The sequence below is a fragment of the Streptomyces sp. NPDC005004 genome (assembly GCF_053600675.1).
Window position 1 is genome coordinate 45,584 of record NZ_JBSGAH010000011.1, and the last position, 23,767, is coordinate 69,350.

23 protein-coding genes are annotated in these 23,767 nt (G+C 72.9%); 16 read left to right on the forward strand and 7 right to left on the reverse strand.

Annotated elements, in window-relative coordinates:
- The first annotated feature begins 215 nt into the window (after positions 1-215).
- From ACWEEU_RS17470 to ACWEEU_RS17480, 3 genes are all read left to right on the forward strand, one after another.
- A complete protein-coding gene (locus tag ACWEEU_RS17470) occupies positions 216-1,256 on the forward strand; it encodes a C40 family peptidase (protein WP_385743974.1) in 1,041 nt (346 codons plus the stop codon).
- A gap of 215 nt (positions 1,257-1,471) precedes the next feature.
- Positions 1,472-2,482: a C40 family peptidase gene (locus ACWEEU_RS17475; protein ID WP_385744032.1), complete on the forward strand. Its 1,011-nt coding sequence runs from the start codon at positions 1,472-1,474 to the stop codon at positions 2,480-2,482.
- A gap of 34 nt (positions 2,483-2,516) precedes the next feature.
- Positions 2,517-3,698 carry a hypothetical protein gene (locus tag ACWEEU_RS17480; protein WP_451733225.1) on the forward strand — a complete coding sequence of 394 codons (1,182 nt, stop codon included), beginning with the start codon at positions 2,517-2,519 and terminating at the stop codon, positions 3,696-3,698.
- A gap of 18 nt (positions 3,699-3,716) precedes the next feature.
- Here the strand turns inward: ACWEEU_RS17480 and ACWEEU_RS17485 are convergent, their stop codons facing one another.
- Positions 3,717-4,952 (reverse strand): glycosyltransferase 87 family protein, encoded by a 1,236-nt coding sequence (locus ACWEEU_RS17485; protein ID WP_451733517.1) that lies wholly within the window; start codon positions 4,950-4,952, stop codon positions 3,717-3,719.
- A 161-nt stretch (positions 4,953-5,113) separates the two neighbouring features.
- Between ACWEEU_RS17485 and ACWEEU_RS17490 the strand changes: the two genes are divergently transcribed.
- The gene (locus ACWEEU_RS17490; RefSeq protein WP_451733228.1) at positions 5,114-6,256 is read left to right on the forward strand and encodes a glycosyltransferase family 4 protein; all 1,143 of its coding nucleotides are present in this window, start codon (positions 5,114-5,116) and stop codon (positions 6,254-6,256) included.
- Positions 6,257-6,275: 19 nt separating this feature from the next.
- On the opposite strand, the gene ACWEEU_RS17495 is transcribed toward ACWEEU_RS17490, so the two are convergent.
- Positions 6,276-8,072 (reverse strand): AMP-dependent synthetase/ligase, encoded by a 1,797-nt coding sequence (locus ACWEEU_RS17495; RefSeq protein ID WP_451733231.1) that lies wholly within the window; start codon positions 8,070-8,072, stop codon positions 6,276-6,278.
- Between the two features lie 297 nt (positions 8,073-8,369).
- Between ACWEEU_RS17495 and ACWEEU_RS17500 the strand changes: the two genes are divergently transcribed.
- The 6 genes from ACWEEU_RS17500 to ACWEEU_RS17525 all read left to right on the forward strand — a co-directional run bounded on the left by ACWEEU_RS17500 (position 8,370) and on the right by ACWEEU_RS17525 (position 13,654).
- Positions 8,370-9,179, forward strand: coding sequence for a metallophosphoesterase family protein (locus ACWEEU_RS17500; protein ID WP_451733234.1), 810 nt, complete (start codon positions 8,370-8,372; stop codon positions 9,177-9,179).
- A gap of 209 nt (positions 9,180-9,388) precedes the next feature.
- Positions 9,389-9,826 (forward strand): SRPBCC family protein, encoded by a 438-nt coding sequence (locus ACWEEU_RS17505; RefSeq protein WP_018545556.1) that lies wholly within the window; start codon positions 9,389-9,391, stop codon positions 9,824-9,826.
- Positions 9,827-9,974: 148 nt separating this feature from the next.
- Positions 9,975-11,147, forward strand: a complete 1,173-nt coding sequence (locus ACWEEU_RS17510; protein WP_451733237.1) for an ArsA family ATPase — start codon at positions 9,975-9,977, stop codon at positions 11,145-11,147.
- Positions 11,148-11,229: 82 nt separating this feature from the next.
- On the forward strand, positions 11,230-11,742 hold the full coding sequence (locus ACWEEU_RS17515; protein WP_451733240.1) for a DUF5304 family protein: 513 nt from the start codon (positions 11,230-11,232) through the stop codon (positions 11,740-11,742).
- 78 nt (positions 11,743-11,820) lie between these two features.
- Positions 11,821-12,774, forward strand: coding sequence for an ROK family glucokinase (locus tag ACWEEU_RS17520; protein WP_451733243.1), 954 nt, complete (start codon positions 11,821-11,823; stop codon positions 12,772-12,774).
- 130 nt (positions 12,775-12,904) lie between these two features.
- Positions 12,905-13,654 carry an endonuclease/exonuclease/phosphatase family protein gene (locus tag ACWEEU_RS17525; RefSeq protein ID WP_451733246.1) on the forward strand — a complete coding sequence of 250 codons (750 nt, stop codon included), beginning with the start codon at positions 12,905-12,907 and terminating at the stop codon, positions 13,652-13,654.
- A 43-nt stretch (positions 13,655-13,697) separates the two neighbouring features.
- Here ACWEEU_RS17525 and ACWEEU_RS17530 read toward each other — a convergent pair whose 3' ends face one another.
- The gene (locus tag ACWEEU_RS17530; RefSeq protein WP_451733249.1) at positions 13,698-14,351 is read right to left on the reverse strand and encodes a hypothetical protein; all 654 of its coding nucleotides are present in this window, start codon (positions 14,349-14,351) and stop codon (positions 13,698-13,700) included.
- Entirely contained in the window at positions 14,344-15,123 is a 780-nt protein-coding gene (locus ACWEEU_RS17535; protein ID WP_385743994.1) for an alpha/beta hydrolase, read from the reverse strand. The genes ACWEEU_RS17530 and ACWEEU_RS17535 overlap by 8 nt, the downstream gene beginning before the upstream one ends.
- 192 nt (positions 15,124-15,315) lie before the next feature.
- Here ACWEEU_RS17535 and ACWEEU_RS17540 point away from each other — a divergent pair, with 192 nt between their 5' ends.
- From ACWEEU_RS17540 to ACWEEU_RS17555, 4 genes are all read left to right on the forward strand, one after another.
- Complete coding sequence (locus ACWEEU_RS17540) at positions 15,316-16,050, forward strand: lysophospholipid acyltransferase family protein (RefSeq protein ID WP_385743996.1); 735 nt, start codon at positions 15,316-15,318, stop codon at positions 16,048-16,050.
- 97 nt (positions 16,051-16,147) lie between these two features.
- Positions 16,148-17,371, forward strand: a complete 1,224-nt coding sequence (gene macS / locus ACWEEU_RS17545) for a MacS family sensor histidine kinase (protein WP_451733253.1) — start codon at positions 16,148-16,150, stop codon at positions 17,369-17,371.
- Complete coding sequence (locus tag ACWEEU_RS17550; RefSeq protein WP_385743999.1) at positions 17,368-18,042, forward strand: response regulator; 675 nt, start codon at positions 17,368-17,370, stop codon at positions 18,040-18,042. The genes macS and ACWEEU_RS17550 overlap by 4 nt, the downstream gene beginning before the upstream one ends.
- Positions 18,043-18,151: 109 nt before the next feature.
- Complete coding sequence (locus tag ACWEEU_RS17555; RefSeq protein ID WP_385744001.1) at positions 18,152-19,180, forward strand: 6-phosphofructokinase; 1,029 nt, start codon at positions 18,152-18,154, stop codon at positions 19,178-19,180.
- Positions 19,181-19,195: 15 nt separating this feature from the next.
- Here the strand turns inward: ACWEEU_RS17555 and ACWEEU_RS17560 are convergent, their stop codons facing one another.
- Positions 19,196-21,097: an anthranilate synthase family protein gene (locus ACWEEU_RS17560; protein WP_385744004.1), complete on the reverse strand. Its 1,902-nt coding sequence runs from the start codon at positions 21,095-21,097 to the stop codon at positions 19,196-19,198.
- 118 nt (positions 21,098-21,215) lie between these two features.
- A complete protein-coding gene (locus ACWEEU_RS17565; protein ID WP_356098408.1) occupies positions 21,216-21,272 on the reverse strand; it encodes a trp operon leader peptide in 57 nt (18 codons plus the stop codon).
- Positions 21,273-21,377: 105 nt separating this feature from the next.
- Here ACWEEU_RS17565 and ACWEEU_RS17570 point away from each other — a divergent pair, with 105 nt between their 5' ends.
- Positions 21,378-22,733: a class II 3-deoxy-7-phosphoheptulonate synthase gene (locus tag ACWEEU_RS17570; RefSeq protein WP_385744006.1), complete on the forward strand. Its 1,356-nt coding sequence runs from the start codon at positions 21,378-21,380 to the stop codon at positions 22,731-22,733.
- A gap of 152 nt (positions 22,734-22,885) precedes the next feature.
- Positions 22,886-23,137, forward strand: a complete 252-nt coding sequence (locus tag ACWEEU_RS17575; RefSeq protein WP_385744036.1) for a (2Fe-2S)-binding protein — start codon at positions 22,886-22,888, stop codon at positions 23,135-23,137.
- A gap of 51 nt (positions 23,138-23,188) precedes the next feature.
- Here the strand turns inward: ACWEEU_RS17575 and bfr are convergent, their stop codons facing one another.
- A complete protein-coding gene (gene bfr / locus ACWEEU_RS17580) occupies positions 23,189-23,707 on the reverse strand; it encodes a bacterioferritin (RefSeq protein WP_385744008.1) in 519 nt (172 codons plus the stop codon).
- Between the last annotated feature and the right edge of the window lie 60 nt (positions 23,708-23,767).

The following is a 23,767-nucleotide window of genomic DNA, read 5'->3' on the forward strand; positions in this document are numbered from 1 at the left end:
CTTAAAGGCAATGGACCTACGCATTGCCCGAATTGAGAGCATTGTTGAGCAACGTTGGGTCAATCCTGCGTCACATCTTGTGAGTTGAGTGCAAAAAATGCATGGTGGGTTTGGATTTTTTGCTGTGAGGATTTGAACTGATCACAACTGGGTCACTAGGGTCAGGGCTCGAACCTCCTAGCGGGTGATCACTCACAAGAAGGAGTTCCAACTCCGTGGCGTCCCACCGTCGACCCAAGCAGCCGAACCGCACGCGTGTGACCGTGCTGACCGCAGCGGCCGCCGCCGCTGTCGCGCTGAGCGCGAACGCCGCCAACGCGGCCCCGACCGAGAAGCTCGGCAAGAGCGAGGTCAAGGCGAAGGTCGACAAGCTCTACGAGCAGGCCGAGCAGGCCACCGAGAAGTACAACGGTGCCAAGGAGAAGCAGGAGAAGCTCCAGAAGGAGATCTCCACCATCCAGGACAACGTCGCGCGCGGTCAGCAGGACCTCAACAAGCTGCGCGACGGCCTGGGTTCGATGGCCACCGCCCAGTACCGCTCGGGCGGCCTCGACCCCTCCGTCCAGCTCTTCCTCTCCTCCGACCCGGACGACTACCTCGACAAGGCGTCCACGATGGACCAGTTGAGCGCCCAGCAGGTCGAGGGTCTGAAGAAGATCCAGGACAAGCAGCGCGAACTCGCCCAGGAGCGCGCCGAGGCCACCGAGAAGCTCAAGGACCTCGCCTCCACCCGCACCGAGCTCGGCAAGAAGAAGCAGGAAGTCCAGGGCAAGCTCGCCGAGGCGCAGAAGCTGCTCAACACCCTGACCGCCAAGGAGAAGCAGGAGCTCGCCGACCAGCAGGCGCGCGCCGACCGCTCCTCCACCGAGCGCGTCGAGCTGGGCGGCAACGCCAAGGGCTCCGGCTACGCGGGCGCCGCCTTCGCCGCCGCGCAGAGCCAGATCGGCAAGCCGTACGTCTACGGCGCCACCGGCCCCTCCTCCTTCGACTGCTCGGGCCTCACCTCCTGGGCCTACGCCCAGGCCGGCGTGACCATCCCGCGCACCTCCGAGCAGCAGGCCAACATCGGCACCCGCATCACCTCGGTGAACGACCTCCAGGTCGGCGACCTGGTGTTCTTCTTCAACGACATCCACCACGTCGGCCTCTACGCGGGCAACGGCCAGATCCTGCACGCCCCGCGCACCGGCACGGTCGTCCGCTACGAGTCGATGAGCACCATCGGCGGCCCGTTCATGTTCGGCGTCCGCGTCTGACGAGCCCTCCGAACGGGCGAATCACCCCGCCGCCCGCTCACCGCACGCCCCGCCCCTGACCTGCGTCGGTGGCGGGGCGTCACCGTACGTGTCCACCGGGGTCTTTGGCCGCCGCCCGGTCCTGCGGTTATGGTCTGGCGCGTTTCCCCGGCGTCGCGGGTCTCCCCGTCCCCGGTGCCGGGGAAACGGTCATGTCCGCCAGCGGAAGGACTGCCGTGGGGGCCCATCGCCGCCTCGCCACCACCGGATGCGACCGGGGCACCGCCGCCCTGTGCGTGCTGTCGGCCGCGGCCGCCGCGCTCGGCGCCGTACCGGCCCACGCGACCCCGCATCCGAGCGCCCGGGCCGAACTGGACCGGCTCTACGCCGAGGCGGAGCGGGCCACCGAGGACTACGACCGGGCCGACGAGCGCGCCGACGACCTGCGCCGCGAGGTCCACCGAGCCCAGGACCGCCTCGCGCGCGGCCAGCAGAAGGTCAACGACCTGCGGGAGGAACTCGGTTCGCTCGCCGGGGCGGAGTACCGCTCCGGCGGCCTCGATCCGTCCGTCGCGCTGTTCTTCTCCGCCCGGCCCGAGCACTACCTCGACCAGGCGTCCGTCCTCGACCGCCTCGGCACCCGGCAGGCCGGACAGCTCCGCGAGCTGCGCACCAGCCTGCGCGAGGTCGCCCAGGAGCGCGCCGAGGCCGCCGGGAAACTGGCCGACCTGGAGCGCGGCCGCGCGGCCGTCGCCCGGCACAAGCGGAACGTGCGCGCCAAACTCGCCGCCGCCCGGCGTCTGTTCGACTCCCTGCCCGCCGCCGAGCGCGCCGCCTACGACCGCGCGGGCCGTTCCGGCCGCCCCGGTCTGGACGCCCTCCTCGGTCAGGGCGCCCCCGACGCCCGAGCCGCCGCAGCGCTCGCCGCCGCCCGCTCCGCCCTCGGCCGCCCGTACGTGTGGGGCGCCAGCGGCCCCTCCTCCTTCGACTGCTCGGGCCTCATGCAGTGGGCCTACGCCCACGCGGGCATCCAGCTCCCGCGCACCTCCCAGGAACAGCGCTTCGCGGGCCGCCGCGTCTCCCTCGGCGAGGCCCGCCCCGGCGACCTGGTCTTCTACCGCGCCGACGCCAGCCATGTCGCGATGTACGTCGGCCACGGCCAGGTCGTCCACGCCCCGCACCCCGGCGCCGCCGTGCGCTTCGACCCGGTCGGCATGATGCCCGTCTCCTGGGTCACCAGGCCCTGAGCCACCGGTGCTCCCCACCCTCTACGATCGGACGATGGCCGGCCGGGCACGGGTGTGGAGCGTCATGGCGGCGGCGCTCTGTCTGTCGCTCGCCGGCTGCGGCGCGCCCGCCCCCGGCGACACGGCCAAGGACCAGGTGCAGCGCCTCCTGGACCGCCGCGCCACCGCCCTGCTCGGCCACGACGAGCAGGCGTACGCCGCGACCGGCAGCCGCGCCGCCTACCCCCGGCTGCGCGCCCTCCCGCTCGCCTCCTGGACCTACCGGGTCACCGCCGTCCACCGCACCGGCACGACAGCCGCCGCCGACGCCGAACTGCGCTACCGCATCGCGGGCTACGACACCGCCCCCGCCCTCGCCCGCCGCACCCTCACCCTCGGCCGCACCGCCTCCGGCGGCTGGTACGTCACCGCCGACGCCCCCGCCCGCTCCGCCGGACGCCAGCTCTGGGACGAGGGCACCGTCACCGCCGTCAGGGGCACCCACAGCCTGGTGCTCGGCACCGGCCGGTCCGCCGCCGAGCTGCGCGGGTACGCCCGGCTCGCCGACCGTGCCGTACCCGCCGCCGCCCGGGCCTGGGGCACCGGCTGGGCGCGGCGGGTCGTGGTGGTCGTACCGCCCACGCTGAACGGCATGGCGGCGCTGCTCGGCTCGCCCGCCGCCGAGTACCGGGGGATCGCCGCCGTCACCACCGCGGAGACCGGCAGCGCCAAGGACACCCCGGCGGACCGGGTGATCGTCAACCCGGAGGCGTACGGCGCGCTCGGCGACCTCGGCAAGCAGGTCGTGCTCACCCACGAGACCACCCACGTCGCCACCCGCGCCGCCACCACCGCGGCCACCCCGCTGTGGCTCTCCGAGGGCTGCGCCGACTGGACCGGCTACCTCGGCACCGGCCGCACACCCGACGAGATCGCCCCCGAACTCGCCCGCGCCGTGCGCCAGGGGCACGCCCCGGACGCACTCCCCGCCGACCGGTCCTTCGGCTTCACCAGCGACCCCACCCGGCTCGCGCAGTCCTACGAGGCGGGCTGGCTGGCCTGCCGGATGGTCGCCGACCGCTGGGGCGAGCCCCGGCTGCGCGCCTTCTACCGCGCCGTCGGCGCCCACAAACGGCGCGCGGGCGCGGTCGAGGAGGCGCTCAGGAGCGTGCTCGGCACCACCCCGGCCGAGTTCACCGCCCAGTGGCGCCGCTACACCCGCGACCAGCTCACCTGAGCCCGCCGCGGGACCGCGTCAGGAGCCGACCGGCGCCTCGTCGGCCGGGGCGGACCGCGGCGTGACCCGCGCCGCGGTCGCCGGAGGCACCGTGGAGCGCCACAGGCGGCGGCCCGCCGAGAAGGTGGCGGCGACCAGCAGCCCGTTGCGCACGAACATCAGCGTGACGCCGTACCAGTCGCTGGTCACCACGTGGATGAAGCCGAGCGGGAACTCCAGGACCGTCACCAGGGAGGCCGTGAGCACCAGCACGGCCGGGAGGCCCATGCGGGAGGAACGGTACGTCAGGCAGACGGCGGCCAGGCCGATCAGCCAGACCAGGTACTGCGGGCTGATCACCCGGCTGGTGACGGTGAACAGCAGCACCGCCGTGAACGCGGCCTCCGCGAGCGTCGCGGGGTTCCTGCGGGTCACCCGCAGCCGCCAGATCACCAGCCAGCCGAACGCGGCCCCGGTCAGCACCAGCGCGCCCGTGCTCACCACGTCCACGTACGGGCCCAGGAACTCGATCGAGCCGTAGTTCAGCAGCACCTGGCCCTCCCAGCCGAAGTGCCGGGCCACGTGGAAGACCAGCGCGCCCAGCGACTCCACCTCGGTGCCCCGGTCCCGCTGGAAGGTCAGGAACGCGAACGCGCCCGGCATCGACACCGCGAACAGCGCCGCGAGCCCGGCCGCGGTGACCGCCGCCGCGCCCCAGGTACGGCGCCGGAAGGAGCCCACGAGGAGCAGCGCGGGCCACACCTTCACCATCGCGCCGAGCGCCGTCAGCACGCCCGTGACCCGGGGATGCCGGGCGGCAGCGAGGAGCGCGGCGACGGCGACGGCGGTCACCATCAGGTCGTAGCGGGCGTAGACCGTGGGACCGAGCAGCGGGACACCGGCGGTCCACGCCCACAGACCGCGCCGCGAGCGCCCGGAACGCCCTCCCGTGCGCCACAGCAGGGCCAGCACGACGAGGTCGGCGGCGCAGGCCAGGACGTAGAAGGCGGCCGGGTAGTCCAGGAAGGGCAGCAGCGCGGGGGAGAGGATCGCGAGCGCGGCGGCGGGCGGGTACTGCCAGGTCACGTCGTCCAGGGGAAACGTTCCTTGACGCAGGACCTCGTACCAGCCCCGGTAGATCACGGACACGTCCGAGGTCACGTCCGGGCCCGGGAAGACGTACACCTTGAACACGCACAGCAGCAGCACGGCGCGGGTCGCCGCCCACAGGGCCGCCGGTGCCGCCGGGAAGCGCCGGGCGCCGTTGGTGTCCACGTGATCCCCTGCCGGTCGGTTGCGGGCCGTACGCATGGCGCGCGTGAGGCGCGTCGGAAGACTCATGATGTCCTTTACGGCTGTACCCCTGCCACAGACTCCGCCGCGGACGGAACCCGGCCGGGCGAACGGGTCCGGGCGGCCCGGTAGGGTCGGCGGCGATGCACAAGACCCTGATCGTGACCAACGACTTTCCGCCCCGCCCCGGCGGCATCCAGGCGTTCCTGCACAACATGGCGCTGCGCCTGGACCCCGACCGCATTGTCGTCTACGCCTCCACCTGGAAGCGCGGCCGGGAGGGTGCCGAGGCGACGGCCGCCTTCGACGCCGAGCAGCCCTTCACCGTCGTACGCGACCGTACGACCATGCTGCTGCCCACCCCGGGGGCGACCCGGCGGGCGGTCGGGCTGCTGCGCGAGCACGGCTGCACCTCCGTGTGGTTCGGGGCGGCGGCGCCGCTCGGGCTGATGGCACCCGCGCTGCGCCAGGCCGGTGCCGAGCGGCTGGTGGCGACCACCCACGGCCACGAGGCGGGGTGGGCCCAGCTGCCCGCCGCCCGGCGGCTGCTGCGCCGGATCGGGGACACCACGGACACGATCACCTACCTCGGCGAGTACACCCGCTCGCGGATCGCGGGGGCGCTCGGCCCCGAGGCGGCGGCGCGGATGGTGCAGTTGCCGCCGGGGGTCGACGAGAAGACCTTCCACCCCGGTTCCGGCGGCGCCGAGGTGCGGGCCCGGCTCGGGCTGACGGACCGGCCGGTGGTGGTGTGCGTCTCGCGGCTGGTGCCCAGGAAGGGCCAGGACACCCTGATCCGCGCGATGCCCCGCATCCTGGCCGCCGAGCCGGACGCGGTGCTGCTGATCGTGGGCGGTGGCCCCTACGAGCGTGAACTGCGCCGTCTGACACGGGAGCTGGGAGTCTCGGGCGCCGTGCGCTTCACCGGCGCCGTGCCCTGGTCGGAGCTGCCCGCGCACTACGGCGCCGGAGACGTGTTCGCCATGCCGTGCCGCACCCGGCGCGGGGGACTGGACGTCGAGGGGCTCGGCATCGTCTACCTGGAGGCGTCCGCCACCGGTCTGCCGGTCGTCGCCGGGGACTCGGGCGGGGCGCCCGACGCCGTGCTCGACGGCGAGACCGGGTGGGTCGTGCGGGGCGGGGAACCGGCGGAGGCCGCCGAGCGGATCACCGCCCTTCTCGCCGACGAGGCGCTGCGCCGCCGGATGGGCGAGCGCGGACGCGCCTGGGTCGAGGAGAAGTGGCGGTGGGACCTGCTGGCCGAGCGGCTGCGGGAACTGCTGTAGACCGCGCCCGCGGGGCGGTCTACTTGGCGTAGATCGCCTCGATCTCGTCCGCGAAGTCCTTGGCCGCCACGTTCCGCTTCAGCTTCAGCGACGGGGTGAGGTGGCCGGACTCCTCGGTGAACTGGATCGGCAGGATGCGGAACTTGCGGACCGACTCGGCCTTGGACACGGCCGCGTTGCCGTCGTCCACCGCCGCCTGCACCGCCGCGATCAGGTCGGCGTCGTCGCGCAGGGAGGCCGCGGTGGAGCCCGAGGGCTTGCCGTGCTCGGCGGCCCAGCGGCCGAGGAACTCGTCGTCGATGGTGATCAGCGCGCCCACGAACGGCCGCCCGTCGCCCACCACCATGCACTCCGCGACCAGCGCGTGCGCCCGGATGCGGTCCTCTATCACCGCCGGGGCGACGTTCTTGCCGCCCGCCGTGACGATGATCTCCTTCTTGCGCCCGGTGATCCGGAGGTAGCCGTCCTCGTCCAGGGTGCCGATGTCACCGGTGTGGAACCAGCCGTCGGCCAGCGCCTCCTCGGTCGCCGCCGGGTTGTTCCAGTACTCCTTGAACAGGTGCTCGCCGTGCAGCAGCACCTCGCCGTCGTCCGCTATCCGCACGACCGAGCCGGGCAGCGGCTGGCCGACCGTGCCGATCTTCTGCCGGTCCCACGGGTTGAACGCCGTCGCCGCGCAGGACTCGGTCAGGCCGTAGCCCTCCAGGACCGTGAAGCCGATGCCGCGGAAGAAGTGGCCGAGCCGCTCGCCCAGCGGGGCGCCACCCGAGATCGCGTACTCGCCCCGGCCGCCGAGCACCGCGCGCAGCTTGCCGTAGACCAGCTTGTCGAAGACCTTGTGCTTGAGCCTCAGCTTCAGCGAGGGGCCCGCCGGGGTGTCCAGCGCCTTGCTGTAGGCGATCGCGGTGTCCGCGGCCTTGTCGAAGATCGCGCCCTTGCCGTCCGCCTGCGCCTTGGCGCGCGCGGAGTTGTAGACCTTCTCGAACACGCGCGGGACGCCCAGGATCAGCGTCGGGCGGAACGCGGACAGCTCGTCGGTGAGGTTCTTGATGTCCGGGACGCAGCCCAGCTTGATCGGCGCCATCATCGGCGCGACCTGCACCAGCCGGCCGAAGACGTGGGCGAGCGGGAGGAACAGCAGCACCGAGCACTCGCCGGTGCGGAACAGCGGGCGCAGCCGCTCCACGATGTTGCCGCACTCGGCGAAGAAGCTGCGGTGGGTGAGCACACAGCCCTTCGGGCGCCCGGTGGTGCCGCTGGTGTAGACGATGGTGGCCGGGTCGTCGGCCTTGGCGAGCGAGCTGCGCTCGTGCACGGTCTCGTCGGAGACGTCCGCGCCGAGCCGCCCCAGCTCCGCGACGCCGTCCGCCTCGATCTGCCACACGTGCTTGAGCGCGGGCAGTCCCTCGCGCACCGCCTCCACGGCGGCCGCGTGCGTGTCCAGCTCCACCACACAGGCCGTCGCGCCCGAGTCGGAGAGGATCCAGCGCACCTGCTCCGGGGAACTGGTCTCGTAGACCGGCACGGTGACCGCGCCCGCGCTCCAGATCGCGAAGTCCAGGAGGGTCCACTCGTAGCGGGTGCGGGACATCAGGCCCACGCGGTCGCCCGGCTGCACTCCGGCGGCGATCAGACCCTTGGCGGCGGTGTGGACCTCGGCGAGGAACTGACGGGCGCTCACGTCCTGCCAGACACCGGCGGACTTGCGGGCGATCACGGCGACGTCCGGGTGCTGCGCGGCGTTTCTCCGGACGATGTCCGTCAGATTGCCGTCCGAAGGGACCTCGTACATGGCCGGAAGGCTGAACTCGCGCAAGACTGCTGCTCCTCATAGGGCGCCGGCGCCACGACACTGTGTGATGCGACGGTGCGGTCCACGGCTCGGGCGGTGCTCGGGGCCCCTCCTGGCGGGAATCCGGAGCACGGCTTGGACTGCCCGGACGTTACCCGCCGGTATGGCGTCTACGACAGGGGGGCCGGGCGAGATGTTCGCTGCGTCACACAGGATGGCGTTGCTTCGCGCAGACTAGTCGACATGGCCGCCGACGGGCGAGTAACCGCAGGCAGCGGCGGCACTGTTCACGCACATCGCACACGCCTACCCTTGATCGCCATGGCTTCTCCACCTGCCCGCAAGGCTGCCCGCACGGCCCGGACGCGCGTCCACGTCGTCAGCGACGTCCACGGCAACGCCCGGGACCTGGCCCGCGCCGGAGAGGGCGCGGACGCCCTCATCTGCCTCGGCGACCTCGTCCTCTTCCTCGACTACGCCGACCATTCGCGCGGCATCTTCCCCGACCTCTTCGGCGAGGCCAACGCCGACCGCATCGTCGAGCTGCGCACCGCCCGCCGCTTCGAGGAGGCGCGGGCCTTCGGGTCCGAGCTGTGGGCGGGGCTCGGCACGGACCGGCGTACAGCGGTCGAGTCGGCGGTGCGCCGCCAGTACGCCGAGCTGTTCGCCGCCTTCCCCACTCCTACGTACGCCACCTACGGCAACGTCGACATGCCGCCGCTGTGGCCGGAGTACGCCCGCGCGGGCACGACCGTCCTCGACGGCGAGGTGGTCGAGATCGCCGGCCGCACCTTCGGCTTCGTCGGCGGTGGGCTGCGCACGCCGATGCGGACGCCGTACGAGATCGACGACGAGGAGTACGCGGCGAAGATCGAGGCGGTGGCCGGAGTGGACGTCCTGTGCACCCACATCCCGCCCGAGGTCCCCGACCTGGTCTACGACACGGTCGCCCGCCGCTTCGAGCGCGGCAGCCGGGCGCTGCTGGACGCCATCCGCCGCACCCGCCCCCGCTACTCCCTCTTCGGCCACGTCCACCAGCCGCTCTCGCGCCGGATGCGGATCGGGTCGACGGAGTGCGTGAACGTGGGGCACTTCGCCGGGAGCGGGCGGCCGTGGGCGCTGGAGTGGTGAGCGACGGCGCCGGTTCGCCTGCCGGGCCGGCTCCGTGCGCCGAGGTGCCGGAGTGACGGTCCGGGAGCGTCCGACGGGGCCGGCTTCGGTGTTCCGGCGGGTGGGATGAAAGCGGCGGGGTGGCGGCGCGGTAGCCTTCACGCTGCACACACGTGCGCAGCCCGCGCGCGAGAACCTCATCTCGGTCCGTATCTGGAGGAGCCACGGCGATGGCGGAACACACCAGTTCGAGCATCACGATCGAGGCGGCTCCGGCCGACGTCATGGCGGTGATCGCCGACTTCGCGCGCTACCCCGACTGGACCGGCGAGGTCAAGGAGGCGGAGGTGCTCGCGGCCGACCCGCGCGGCCGCGCCGAGCAGGTCCGCCTCGTCATGGACGCCGGCGCCATCAAGGACGACCAGACCCTCGCCTACACCTGGACCGGCGAGCACGAGGTCTCCTGGACCCTGGTCAAGTCCCAGATGCTCCGCTCCCTGGACGGCACCTACGTCCTGGCCCCCGCCGGGGCGGCCACCGAGGTCACCTACCGCCTCACGGTCGACGTCAAGATCCCCATGCTCGGCATGATCAAGCGCAAGGCGGAGAAGGTCATCATCGACCGCGCCCTGGCGGGTCTGAAGAAGCGGGTCGAGACGGGGTCCTGACCCCGCCCGCGATCCTTCCCCGGCTCCCACCCGGCGGTTCCACCAGTCCGCGGGGCGGTTCCCCGGGCCCCGACGCACGTCCGACATGTCGTCCGGCCTCAACTGCCGCTCCGCGGACGGCCGGAGGCGTCGGTTAGCGTTCGTCTCCATGCGCACCATCCTCATGACGGGCCCGGGCGGCAGCGGACGTACCAGTGTCGCCGCCGCCACCGCCCTCGACGCCGCCCGCGAGGGCATTCGCACGCTTGTGCTCAGCGCCGATCGGGCGGACACCCTCGGTATCGCGCTGGGGGGTGTGACGGGGCCCGTTCCGAGCGAGGTGGCGGAGAACCTCACCGCGTGGCGGCCGGACGCGGCCGGGCGGTTCCGGGAGGACCTGACCGCGTTCCAGAGCCGCGCGGCGAACGTGCTCGACCTGCTCGGGGCCGCGCGGCTGGACGCCGAGGAGGTGACCCCGCTGCCCGGCGCGGAGGAGCTGTCGCTGCTGCGGGCGCTGCGCGACGCCGCGCTGTCCGAGCGGTACGAACTGCTCGTCGTCGACCTCCCGCCGCTGCCCCAGGCGCTCGCCCTGCTCGCGCTGCCCGAGGAACTGCGCCGGTATCTGCGCAGGCTGCTGCCCCCCGAGCGGCAGGCGGCCCGCGCGCTGCGCCCGATGCTGGGGCGGCTCGCCGGGGTGCCGATGCCCGCCGACTGGCTGTACGAGACGGCGGGGCGGTGGGACCTGGAACTGGCCGCCGTGGAGGCCGTCCTCGCGGACCCCGGTACCTCCGTACGACTGGTCGCCGAGCCCGGACCCGCGGGGGTCGAAGCCGTACGGGACGCCACCCTCGGGCTCGCCCTGCGCGGACTGCGCCCCGAGTCGCTGATCGCCAACCGCGTCCTGCCCGACGCCCCCGCCGACTCCTGGCTCGCCGGACCCCTCGCCCAGCAGCGCAAGGCCCTGGACGAGTGGGAGGGGGAGCACGCCGTCCGCCCCGTCCGCCACCTCGGCCGCGACCCCCAGGGCGCCGACGACCTCGCCGCGCTCGCCGTACCCCCCGTCACCCCCGCGCCCGCCCCGGTCGAGTGGTCCGTCACGGACCGCCTCGCCGACGACGGCGTCCTGGTGTGGCGCCTCCCGCTGCCCGGAGCCGTGCGCGAGAGCCTGGACCTGATCCGGCGCGGGGACGAACTCGTCGTCAGCGCCGGGCAGTTCCACCGGATCGTCCCGCTGCCGTCCGCCCTGCGCCGCTGCACCGTCGCCGGTGCCGCGCTGCGCGACGGCGTCCTGGACGTACGGTTCGCCCCCGACCCCGCCCTGTGGCCGACGACCGGACGATGAGCCCGGTGGACGAGACGGGACGATGAACGGGGTACCCCGTTCGGGTAACGTCGACAACGCGAACCGTAGTCAGGAGTCCGCCATGAGCGAAGAGCACCCCGCCCCCGACCCCCGCGAGCCGGAGCCGGAGCCCAAGGCGGCGCCCGCCGGGGAGCGGGCGGCCGACGCCGACGCCTGGGCCACGGCCACCGCCGAGGACCTCGCCGCCGAGAAGGCGCGCCGCCGCGCCCAGCAGGGCCCGCCCCCCGGCTCCGCCGCCGAGGAACTGCGCAGGCTCGTGGACACCGTGGCCGACAAGCTGTCCGGCCTCCAGTCCCCGCTGCTCGGCGCCGTGGCCGGTCCCGCCGCCCAGCAGGTGGTGCGCCAGGTCGTCCAGCAGGCCAAGGCCGCCGTCGAGCCGGTGGTCGAGCGCAATCCGGACGTCTTCGATCATCTCGCCGCCGCCGGCGCCGAACTGCTCGCCGCCTACCGCTCCGCCGTCACCTCCCAGGAGCGCCGCTGGACGGCCGGCCCCGAGTCCGCCCCCGGCGACGGCGGCGGCGACGGTCCCGGCCCCGCGGGCACAGGTCCCGGAGAGCGCATCGACCTGGACTGAAGCGCTCCCACAGCTCTCCCTCCACAGGGGCTCGGGTACCGTTGGCCATAGCGGGGCTCGACCGGAACTGAGGGATTCATGGGACTCACCATCGGCGTCGACATCGGCGGCACCAAGATCGCGGCCGGCGTGGTCGACGAGGAAGGCAACATCCTCTCGACCTTCAAGGTGCCGACCCCCAGCACGCCCGGGGCGATCGTGGACGCCATCGCCTCGGCCGTGGAGGGCGCGCGTGCCGGGCACGACATCGTCGGCGTGGGCATCGGCGCGGCGGGTTACGTGAACCGCCAGCGCTCCACCGTGTACTTCGCGCCCAACATCGACTGGCGCCAGGAGCCGCTCAAGGACGAGGTCGAGGCCCGCGTGGGCCTCCCCGTGATCGTGGAGAACGACGCCAACGCGGCCGCCTGGGGCGAGTACAAGTTCGGCGCGGGCAAGGGCCACCGCAACGTCATCTGCATCACGCTGGGCACCGGCCTCGGCGGCGGCATCATCATCGGCAACAAGCTGCGCCGGGGGCACTTCGGCGTGGCCGCCGAGTTCGGCCACATCCGGATGGTCCCGGACGGACTGCTGTGCGGCTGCGGCTCGCAGGGCTGCTGGGAGCAGTACGCCTCCGGGCGCGCCCTGGTGCGCTACGCCAAGCAGCGCGCCAACGCCACCCCCGAGAACGCCGAGACTCTGCTCGGCCTCGGTGACGGCACCCCCGACGGCATCGAGGGCAAGCACATCTCCATGGCCGCCCGTCAGGGCGACCCGGTGGCCGTCGACTCCTACCGCGAGCTGGCCCGCTGGGCCGGCGCCGGCCTGGCCGACCTGGCCTCGCTGTTCGACCCGTCCGCGTTCATCGTGGGTGGCGGTCTCTCCGACGAGGGCGAACTGGTCCTCGACCCGATCCGCAAGTCCTACAAGCGCTGGCTGGTCGGCGGCAACTGGCGCCCGGTGGCCGACGTCATCGCGGCCCAGCTCGGCAACAAGGCGGGCATGGTGGGCGCGGCCGACCTGGCCCGAGAGCCCGACCCGGTGATGTAAGGCCCACTGGTTCTTGTTTCGAGGGGCGCGGGGAACCGCGCGACCAGCCGCGCACGACCGGCAGTCGCGAACGATCCCGCGCCCCTGACCCACGAGGCGCCCGGACACCGGAACCGCGTAGGTTGACCGCATGGCAACCCCGTTCCCCAACTCCCGCACCGAACCCGACGGTTCGGCGGTCATCCGGGTCCTGACCTACAACGTCCGCTCGCTCAGGGACGACACCGACGCCCTCGCCGGAGTCGTCACCGCCTGCGCCCCGGACCTCGTCCTCCTCCAAGAGGCCCCCCGTTTCTTCCGCTGGCGCAAGAAGCTCGCCCGTCTCGCGAACGCCACCGGCCTGACCTACCTCACCGGCGGAGCCCCCGCCGCGGGCCCCGCGATCCTCTGCTCGCTGCGCGCCACGGTCGCCCGCACCGAGGACGTCCTGCTGCCCCTGACCCCCGGACTGCACCGGCGTGGTTTCGCCACCGCCGAAGTCCGCTTCGGACGGGCCCGCCTCGGGGTCCTGAGCTGCCACCTCAGCCTCCAGCGGGACGAGCGCCGGGACCAGGGCGCCGCACTCCTTGACCGCCTCGCCGGGATGAGCACCGAGCACGCGATCGCGGGCGGCGACCTCAACGAGGACCCCGAGGGCCACACCTTCCGCGGCCTGGCCGCCGGACTCCAGGACTGCCGGACCGCCGCCCCGCAGGGAGCGGAGTACACCTTCCCGGCGACCGCGCCCGAGCGCCGCATCGACGCGATCTTCGCCACCAAGGGCATCGAGGTGCTCGCCTGCGGGGTGCCGGTGGACCTGCCGGGAGTCACCGAGGCGGACCTGAGGGCGGCCTCGGACCACCTCCCGGTCCTGGCCGCCCTCAGAATCCCCGCGCCGTAGCGAGTCCCGCGCCGTAGCGAGTCCCGCGCCGCGGGCGAGCGCGTCAGACGACGGCCCCGCGCCCGGGGTCGTCGCCGCCGCCGTCCTCGTCGTCCGTGCGCATCCGCGTCACCAGCGTGATGAAGCCGCCCACGAAGCCGCCGATCCCGCAGGTCGCCAGCCACCAGGTCATCTCCCAGCCGAGCAGCACCGCCAGCAGGAGCAGCACCGGGCCGCCGATCACGCCGAGCCAGGCGAACTTCGCGGTGGTGTCCGCCACCGGCAGCGGTGGCGGCTCGGGCGGTACGAAGTGGCCCTCGTCGTCCCCGTCGAAGTCGTCGTCGGAGGGCTCGGGCGCGCTGTGGTCGCGCGGCCCGGTCCGCGGTCCGACGCCGGGCGCGAACGAGACCGAGCTGCCCAGCGGACGGGCGGGCCGGGGCGCACCCGGCTCCTCCCCGTCGCCGCCCCGGTCCGCGTCCTTCTTCGTCTCGCCGTCCGCGCCGGGGGGCACGGCGGGCTTCTCCGGGTCCATCTCCGGCAGCGCCAGATCCTCGACGGGTCTGAACGGCCGCGAACCCGGCGGGTCCGGCGGCTCCGCGCCGTACCCGGCGACGATCGCCTTCCAGGCCGCGTCCTCGTCGAAGGGCACGTCCGTCGTACCCGGCTCGTCCGGCTCGCGCTCCTCGCGGTCCTCGCGATCGGAGTCGTGCTCAGCCAACTGGGGCCGTCCCTTCCTCGTCGGCACGGGGTGCGAGCCGGCCGACAAATGCGAGGCTCTCCTCGAAGATCCGGTCCGCGTCGTGGTCCAACGTCGCCACGTGGTAACTCTGTTCCAGCACGATCTCCGTTACGTCCGTCGAGGACACCCGGCTCAGCACCCGGGCGGAATCGGCCGCCGGAACCACATGGTCCCGCGCGCTGCGCAGCAGCAGCAACGGCTGGGTGACCCGCGGCAGCTCGCCGTCCAGACGGCGCAGGGACTCCCGCAGCGAGTGCGCGGCGTGCAGCGGCACCCGGTCGTAGCCCAGCTCCTCGGCGCCCGCCTTGGCGATGTCGCTGGCGATGCCCTTCGTGGAGGGCACGAGGTGCCGGGCCACCGGAAGGGCGTACGCGGACAGGCCGTGCACCCGGTTCGCCGGGTTGACGACGACCACCCCGGCGATCCGGTCGCCGTGCCGCGCGGCCAGCGCGAGGGACAGCGCGCCACCCATGGAAAGACCGGCCACGAACACCTGGGAGCAGCGCTCGGCGAGCAGCCGCAGCTCGCGGTCGACCGTCGCGTACCAGTCCTCCCAGTTGGTGGCCGCCATGTCCTGCCAGCGGGTGCCGTGCCCGGGCAGCAGGGGCAGCGAGACGGTCAGGCCGTGCGCGGCGTGGTGCTCCGCCCACGGGCGCAGCGACTGGGGCGAGCCGGTGAAGCCGTGACAGAGGAGGACACCCACCTCCCCGCCTTCGTGACGGTACGGCTCTGCTCCGGGAAGGACCGGCACCTTGGGGCTCCTGTTCGAAGAAGGGCGAAGGGGATTTTTCCGGTGCGTGCGGGACGGTTCGGGGAAAGCGGCGTGCGGAACCGGCGGATGTGCTTCACCGTACGCGACCGTACCGACACCGACCAGGGTCGTCGGGTCCATCGGCCGCGGACCGGGTTAAGGTCTGTTCGACGGAACTCAGGAGGAACACGGGTGTTGTACGGCACGATGAAGCTCGCCATCGGAGGGCCGCTCAAGGTCGCCTTCCGGCCCTGGGTGGAGGGTCTGGAGAACATCCCGGACGAGGGCCCCGCGATCCTGGCGAGCAATCACCTGTCCTTCTCGGACTCGTTCTTCCTCCCCACGATGCTGAACCGCAAGGTCACCTTCATCGCCAAGGCGGAGTACTTCACCACCCCGGGCGTCAAGGGCCGGCTGACCGCCGCCTTCTTCAAGGGCGTCGGACAGCTCCCCGTGGACCGCTCCGGCGCGCGCGGCGCGGGCGAGGCGGCGATCAAGAGCGGCATAGACGTGCTCAAGCGCGGCGAGCTGTTCGGCATCTACCCCGAGGGCACCCGCTCGCCCGACGGCCGGCTCTACCGGGGCAAGCCCGGCGGCCTCGGACGCGTGGCGCTGGCCACCGGCGCGCCGGTCATCCCGGTCGCGATGATCGACACCGAGAAGATCCAGCCGCCCGGCAAGGTGATGCCGAAGCTGATGCGGCCCGGCATCCGGATAGGCAAGCCGCTCGACTTCAGCCGCTACCAGGGCATGGACCACGACCGGTTCGTGCTGCGCGCGCTGACCGACGAGGTCATGTACGAGATCATGAAGCTCTCGGGCCAGGAGTACGTGGACATGTACGCGACCGCCGCCAAGCGGCAGATCGCGGAGGCGGCGAAGGCCGCCAAGGAGGCCGCGGCGGGGGCCGGGGCCACCGGGGACTAGCCGGAGAAGGCCGGGGACCAGCCGGAGAGGGCCGGGACCGGCGGTCGCGCCGGGGGTGCGGCGGGGGAAGCGGTGCCGGGGGAGACGGGGGGCGGTCGTGGCCGGGCGTGAACGGGTCCTGCGGATGTCGGTGGAGCTGCCGCTGTGGCGCGCGCTCGCCGGGTACCGCGTCCTGACGGCGCTGTACGCCATCGGTCTGGGCGTCACCGCCTTCGGCCACTTCGTACGCCCCTGGGCGGCCGTCGCGTACTACGCGGTCCTCCTCGTATGGACGGCCGCCACCCTGCCCCGGGTCACCGGCGCCGAGCGCTGCACCCGGCGTTTCCTCGCCGCCGACCTGACCGTCGCCGTGACGGGCATCCTGCTCACCCCGTTCACCGACGACCCCGCGCGGATCGCGGGCGGCGGACCCACCCTGCCGTCGATATGGACGGCGGGGGCGGTGCTGGCCTTCGCCCTCAAGGGGGGCTGGCGCTGGGCCGCGATCGCCTCCACGGCCGTCGCCGCCGCCAACCTGATCGAGCGCGGCGCCCCGACCCGCGACACCGTGCACAACGTCATCCTGGTCTGGCTCGCCTCCATCGCCATCGGCTACGTCGTCGAGGTCGCCCGCGCCTCCGAGCGCACCCTCGCCCGCGCCCTGGAGATCGAGGCCGCCACCCGGGAACGCGAGCGCCTGGCCCGCGACATCCACGACAGCGTGCTCCAGGTGCTCGCGATGGTGCAGCGGCGCGGCGCGGTCATCGGCGGCGAGGCGGCCGAGCTGGGGCGGCTCGCCGGCGAGCAGGAGGTCGCCCTGCGCACCCTGGTCTCCGGCGGCCTGCTGCCGCTCTCCCGCATCCCGCTGGACGCGGGCCAGGGGACACCTCGCGACGAGGTCGCCGTAACCCCGGACGACGGCCCGCTCGACCTGCGCACCCTGCTCGCCCCCTACGCCGGGGCCCGGGTGAGCCTGGCCGAGCCGGGCGCCCCGGTGCCGCTGCCCCCGGCCGCCGCGCGCGAGCTGGCGGCCGCCGTCGGGGCCGCCCTGGACAACGTGCGCGCACACGCGGGCGACGAGGCCCGCGCCTGGATCCTGGTCGAGGACGAGCCCGACGCGATCGTGGTCACCGTCCGCGACGACGGCCCCGGCATCCCCGAGGGCCGGCTCGCCGAGGCCGAGGGCGAGGGCAGGCTCGGCGTGGCCCAGTCGATCCGGGGACGGCTGCGCGACCTCGGCGGCAGCGCCGAGCTGATCTCGGTGCCGGGCCAGGGCACGGAGGTCGAGCTGACGGTACCGAAGAGCGCCGAAGGGGCGCGCGGGAAGGCGGAGAAGCGATGACGGAGCACGACCCGATCAAGGTCATGGTGGTGGACGACCACCCCATGTGGCGCGACGCGGTCGCCCGCGACCTGGCCGAGTCCGGCTTCGCCGTGGTCGCCACGGCGGGCGACGGCGAACAGGCCGTACGCCGCGCCAAGGCCGCCGCCCCCGACGTGCTCGTGCTCGACCTGAACCTGCCCGCCAAGCCCGGCGTCCAGGTGTGCAAGGAACTCGTCGCCCACGACCCGGCCCTGCGCGTCCTCGTGCTGTCCGCGAGCGGCGAGCACGCCGACGTGCTGGAGGCCGTGAAGTCCGGCGCCACCGGCTATCTGCTGAAGTCGGCCTCCACCGGGGAACTGACCGACGCCGTACGCCGCACCGCCGCCGGAGACCCGGTGTTCACCCCGGGCCTGGCCGGACTCGTCCTCGGCGAGTACCGCCGCCTGGCCGCCGAGCCCGCTCCCGCGCCCGACACCGACGCCCCCGGCGCGCCCCGGCTCACCGACCGGGAGACCGAGGTGCTGCGCCTGGTCGCCAAGGGGCTGAGCTACAAGCAGATCGCCGAACGCCTGGTCATCTCGCACCGCACGGTCCAGAACCACGTCCAGAACACCCTCGGCAAGCTCCAGCTGCACAACCGCGTCGAGCTGGTCCGCTACGCCATCGAACGCGGTCTCGACGACGAGTGAGCCCCCGCGCCGACCCGTGATTCACCGGAATCGCCCTTCCCACCTCGGTGCGTGAGCTGTATCACGATTAACGTGGCTGGGTCGGGACACCTCGGCGAAGGGACATTCCATGCGCGTCGGAGTACTGACCGGGGGCGGCGACTGCCCGGGTCTCAACGCCGTCATCCGAGGCATCGTCCGCAAGGGCGTGCAAGTGTACGGGTACGACTTCACCGGCTTCAAGGACGGCTGGCGTGGCCCGCTGGAGGGCCGCACCGTCCCGCTGGACATCCCCGCCGTGCGCGGCATCCTGCCCCGGGGCGGCACCATCCTCGGCTCCTCGCGGACCAACCCGCTCAAGGAGGAGGACGGGGTGCGCCGGGTCAGGGAGCACCTGCGCGAGGAGGGCGTGGACGCCCTGATCGCGATCGGCGGCGAGGACACCCTCGGGGTCGCCGCCGAGCTGTACGAGAAGCACGGGGTGCCCTGTGTCGGGGTGCCCAAGACCATCGACAACGACCTCTCCGGCACCGACTACACCTTCGGCTTCGACACGGCCGTCAACATCGCCACCGAGGCCATCGACCGGCTGCACACCACCGCCGAGTCCCACATGCGGGTCCTGGTCTGCGAGGTCATGGGACGGCACGCGGGCTGGATCGCCCTGCACTCCGGGCTCGCCGGGGGCGCCAACGTCATCCTCATCCCCGAGCGGCGCTTCGACGTGGACCAGGTGTGCGGCTGGATCACCTCCCGCTTCGAGGCGTCGTACGCCCCCATCGTCGTCATCGCCGAGGGCGCCATGCCCAGGGACGGGGAGGTGGTGCTCAAGGACGAGTCGCTGGACTCCTTCGGGCACGTCCGGCTCTCCGGGGTCGGGGAGTGGCTGGCCAAGCAGATCGAGAAGCGCACCGGCAAGGAGGCCCGCACCACCGTGCTCGGGCACGTCCAGCGCGGGGGCACGCCGAGCGCCTTCGACCGCTGGCTGGCCACCCGCTTCGGGCTGCACGCCGTCGACTGCGTCCACGAGGGCGACTTCGGGGTGATGGTCGCCCTCCAGGGCACCGACATCGTGCGCGTCCCGATCGCGGAGGCCACGGCCACGCTGAAGACGGTGAAGCCCGAGCTGTACGAGGAGGCCGGGGTGTTCTTCGGCTGACGGGTGCCGGCGCGGCTACGCGGTCGCGGTCCGGGTCCGCAGCACCAGGTCCCGGACCAGCGCCGCCCCGTTCAGGGTCAGCACCGACTCCGGGTGGAACTGCACCGAGACGAACCGGTCCGCGCGCAGCGCGTGCACCTCGCCGTCGGCCGAGCGGCTCACCTCCACGCCGTGCGCGGCCAGTTCGGCCGCGGCCTCGTCGTCGCAGCGCGCCACGAAGCTGTTGTAGAAGCCGACCGTCTCCGGGCGCCCGAACAGGTCGACCGTGGTCTGCGCGCCCTGGTACGGCACCTTCTTGCGGACGATCTCCAGGCCCAGCTCCGCCGCGATCAGCTCGTGGCCCAGGCACACCCCGAACACCCCGTGCACATGCGCGCTCAGCGCGGCCGCCGTCAGCTCCCGCAGCACCCGCATCTTCGGGTCCGCCGGATCGCCGGGGTCGCCCGGGCCCGGACCCAGCACCAGCGGGCCCTCGTGCGCGAGCGCGCTCTCCCGCAGCCCCGGCTCGTCGTAGCGGCGCACGGTCACCTCCAGGCCCGCCGAGCGCAGCACGTGCGCCAGCATCGAGGTGAAGGTGTCCTCGCCGTCGACCACCAGCGCGTGCATGCCGACCGGCGCTGCCGGTTCCCGCATCCGCAGCCAGAACGGCGCCAGCGCCGCGCGCCGCCCGTCCAGCGCGGCCCGCACCCTGGGGTCCTCCGCGAGCCGGGGCAGGGCCCGCTCGGCACGCGGCCGGGCGGGCCGTACTCCGAGCGCCGCCAGCACGCCCGCCGCCTTCGCGTGGGTCTCGGCGACCTCGCCCGCCGGGTCCGAGCCGCGCACCAGGGTCGCCCCGACCGGCACGCTCAGGTGTCCGTCGGCGGTGATGTCGGCGGTGCGGATGAGGATGGGGGAGTCCAGCGTGCGCGCGCCGCCCGCGTCCCGGCCCAGCAGGGCGAGGGCGCCCGCGTAGTAGCCGCGCCCGGTCGGCTCGTACCGCTCGATCACCCGGCACGCGTTCTGCACCGGGGAGCCGGTGACCGTCGCCGCGAACATGGTCTCCCGCAGCACGTCCCGCACGTCCAGCGAGGACCTGCCGCGCAGCTCGTACTCGGTGTGCGCGAGGTGCGCCATCTCCTTCAGCCGGGGGCCGATCACGACCCCGCCCCGATCGCCGACGGTGCACATCATCTTCAGCTCCTCGTCGACCACCATGGAGAGCTCCTCGGTCTCCTTGGCGTCGGCGAGGAAGTCCAGCAGACGCTCCGGCGTCGGCCCCCCGGCCGGGTAGCGGTACGTCCCGCTGATCGGGTTCATCACCACCGTGCCCCCGGACATCCGGACATGCGCCTCAGGGCTCGCCCCGACCAGCGTGCGCTCCCCGGTGTGCACCACGAACGTCCAGTACGAGCCCCGCTCGCCCGCGAGCAGCCGCCGGAACAGCGCCAGCGCGTCGGCGCGCGAGAAGCCCGGGATCTCGCCCCGGTACGTTCGCCGGATCACGAAGTTGGCGCCCTCGCCGCGCCCGATCTCCTCGCGCAGCACCCGCCCGACGATCTCGGCGTACGCGTCGTCGGCCACGTCGAACCCGCCGTCCTCGACCCTCACCGCGTGGTCCGGCAGGGTGTCCAGCGCCCGCGCGAGCGGGACCTCGTAGGACTCCTCGGGGGTCAGCACCAGGAGCGGGGTGCCGTCGTCGCGGACGTCGAAGCCGCGCTCGCGGATCTGGCGGAACGGGATCAGTGCCAGGCCCTCGTCGGGCAGGTCGGCCAGGCGGTCGCGGGCGGTGACGGGGCCGAGCAGCACCTCCACCGTGGGCTCCTCGCGGCCCGGGGTGCGGCGGTGCAGCAGGGCGAAGGGGCGCGGGTCGTCGGCGAGACGGGCCAGGTCGGTCGTACGAGCGGGGTCGGTGGCACCGGTGGGATCGGTCGGGTTCATGGGGTCCTCTTGCGTCGGTCCGAGAAACGGGACGGCGGACGCCGGTCGAGGAGACGACCCCGGAAAACACCGAAGGCCGCCCCTCGGGCGGCCTTCGCGAAGTCTTGAGTACGCGCAGTCAGCGGGCCGCCGGAGAAGCGGTCCACCACCAGTTCTGGATCGTAGGCGCGAACATGGGAAAGACCCTACCGTACCGGCGGGCCGTCCACGGGGCAGTCACTTCGTCTCACCTTTCGAGCTGAACCGGGAGCACGGGTTGCGACCCCGTAATGTTTACAAGGTGACCGTGAACGCTGATTCCCGAGCCGTCGCCGCAGAGGCGACCTGGCGAGACCTGCCCGCGGCGCAGCAGCCCGAATACCCGGATGCCGAGGCTCTGCGCGAAGTGATCGCGGAGTTGTCCAGCTATCCGCCCCTCGTCTTCGCGGGCGAGTGCGACCTGCTGCGTGCCCGTCTGGCGTCCGTCGCCAAGGGGGAGGCGTTCCTGCTCCAGGGCGGCGACTGCGCCGAGTCCTTCGAGGGCGTCGGCGCGGAGGACATCCGGGCCAAGGTCAAGACGATCCTCCAGATGGGCGCCGTGCTGACCTACGCGGCCTCCGTGCCGGTGGTCAAGGTCGGCCGGATCGCGGGCCAGTACTCCAAGCCGCGCTCCAAGCCCACCGAGACCCGCGACGGCGTGACCCTGCCGGTGTACCGCGGCGACTCCGTCAACGGCTTCGACTTCACCGAGAAGAGCCGGATCCCCGACCCCGAGCGCCTGAAGCGGATGTACCACGCCTCCGCCTCCACGCTGAACCTGGTCCGCGCCTTCACCACCGGCGGCTACGCCGACCTGCGCCAGGTGCACGCCTGGAACCAGGACTTCGTGAAGTCCTCGCCCTCCGGCCAGCGCTACGAGCAGCTGGCCCGCGAGATCGACCAGGCGCTGAACTTCATGCGGGCCTGCGGCGCCGAGCCGGAGGAGTTCAAGACCGTCGAGTTCTACTCCTCGCACGAGGCGCTCCTGCTGGACTACGAGACGGCCCTGACCCGGGTCGACTCCCGCACCGGCAAGCTGTACGACGTCTCCGGGCACATGGTGTGGATCGGTGAGCGCACCCGGCAGATGGACGGCGCGCACATCGAGTTCGCCTCCAAGGTCCGCAACCCGATCGGCATCAAGCTCGGCCCGACCACCACGGCCGAGGACGCGCTGCGCTACATCGACCGTCTCGACCCCGAGCGGGAGCCGGGCCGGCTGACGTTCATCGTCCGCATGGGCGCCGACAAGATCCGCGACCGGCTGCCCGAGCTGGTCGAGAAGGTCACGGCGTCCGGCGCGACGGTGGCCTGGGTGACCGACCCGATGCACGGCAACACCTTCGAGGCGGCCTCCGGGCACAAGACCCGCCGCTTCGACGACGTGCTGGACGAGGTCAAGGGCTTCTTCGAGGTCCACAAGGGTCTGGGCACCCACCCCGGCGGCATCCACGTGGAGCTGACCGGCGACGACGTCACCGAGTGCGTCGGCGGCGGCGACGAGATCTTCGTCGACGACCTCCACCAGCGTTACGAGACGGCCTGCGACCCCCGGCTCAACCGCAGCCAGTCGCTGGACCTCGCCTTCCTCGTCGCGGAGATGTACCGGGACCAGTGAGCCCGAAGCGGCGCGAAGCGTGAAGTAGGGCGCGGATCACATGAGATCCGCGCCCTTCCGCTTTCCCGGGCCCCGGTCACTGGGTTAGGTTAGGTTTGCCTCACCGAGATACGGGGATGGCGCATACGGCGTTCTCGTCGGAGGTGAACCGGGTGTACGTCTGCAGTTGCTTCGGCATCACCGAGCAGCAGGTCGAGCAGCACGCCCGGGACGGCGCCTGCACCCCGCGGCAGATCGCCTCCGCCTGCAAGGCGGGCACCGACTGCGGCGGCTGCGTCCGCCGCATCCAGGCGCTGCTCGGCCGGGGCGCCTGCCCGCGCCGCGAGCAGATCGCCCAGCGGCCCCCGGTGCTGGTCACCGCTGCCGCCTCCGCGGCGCTGCCGCAGCGCCCGGCCGCCGCCTGACCCCTCGCGGTCCTCGACGGGTCCGCTGTGGGTCGCCGATGGGGCGGGTCCTCAGTGGGTGGAGAAGCCGCCCGTGCCCGGACCCGACGAGTCCGGCTGGCTCTGCTCGATCGTGGTGGACAGGTACAGCGCCTCGCCCAGCTTGTCGATCAGGTCGAGCTGGGTCTCCAGATAGTCGATGTGGTGCTCCTCGTCGGCCAGGATCGCCTCGAAGACGTTCGCCGACGTGATGTCGCCCTTGTCGCGCATGATCTCCACGCCCCGGCGCAGCCGGTCGATGGCCTCGACCTCGATCTGCCGGTCGGCCCGGAACATCTCCGTCACGGTCTGCCCGACCGAGACATGGAAGAGCCGCTGGTAGTTGGGCAGCCCGTCCAGCAGCAGGATGCGGTCGGTCAGCACCTCCGCGTGCCGCATCTCGTCGAAGGACTCGGCCCGGGTGTACTGGGCGAGCTTCGTCCACCCCTTGTGGTCCTGGAGCTTGGCGTGCAGGAAGTACTGGTTGATCGCGGTGAGCTCGGCGGTGAGCTGTTCGTTGAGCAGCTCGATGACCTCGGGGTCGCCTTGCATCGGGATGGACTCCTTCCGGCAATCCTGGCTGATGGTGCCGCATGATTTCACCGGTGCCCC

Coding starts and splice junctions, on each gene's coding strand:
- ACWEEU_RS17480 (WP_451733225.1), top strand. CDS start 2,517: ATGGCCGGCCGGGCACGGGTGTGGAGCGTCATGGCGGCGGCGCTCTGT.
- ACWEEU_RS17490 (WP_451733228.1), top strand. CDS start 5,114: ATGCACAAGACCCTGATCGTGACCAACGACTTTCCGCCCCGCCCCGGC.
- ACWEEU_RS17500 (WP_451733234.1), top strand. CDS start 8,370: ATGGCTTCTCCACCTGCCCGCAAGGCTGCCCGCACGGCCCGGACGCGC.
- ACWEEU_RS17505 (WP_018545556.1), top strand. CDS start 9,389: ATGGCGGAACACACCAGTTCGAGCATCACGATCGAGGCGGCTCCGGCC.
- ACWEEU_RS17510 (WP_451733237.1), top strand. CDS start 9,975: ATGCGCACCATCCTCATGACGGGCCCGGGCGGCAGCGGACGTACCAGT.
- ACWEEU_RS17515 (WP_451733240.1), top strand. CDS start 11,230: ATGAGCGAAGAGCACCCCGCCCCCGACCCCCGCGAGCCGGAGCCGGAG.
- ACWEEU_RS17520 (WP_451733243.1), top strand. CDS start 11,821: ATGGGACTCACCATCGGCGTCGACATCGGCGGCACCAAGATCGCGGCC.
- ACWEEU_RS17525 (WP_451733246.1), top strand. CDS start 12,905: ATGGCAACCCCGTTCCCCAACTCCCGCACCGAACCCGACGGTTCGGCG.
- ACWEEU_RS17550 (WP_385743999.1), top strand. CDS start 17,368: ATGACGGAGCACGACCCGATCAAGGTCATGGTGGTGGACGACCACCCC.
- ACWEEU_RS17555 (WP_385744001.1), top strand. CDS start 18,152: ATGCGCGTCGGAGTACTGACCGGGGGCGGCGACTGCCCGGGTCTCAAC.
- ACWEEU_RS17560 (WP_385744004.1), bottom strand. CDS start 21,097: ATGAACCCGACCGATCCCACCGGTGCCACCGACCCCGCTCGTACGACC.
- bfr (WP_385744008.1), bottom strand. CDS start 23,707: ATGCAAGGCGACCCCGAGGTCATCGAGCTGCTCAACGAACAGCTCACC.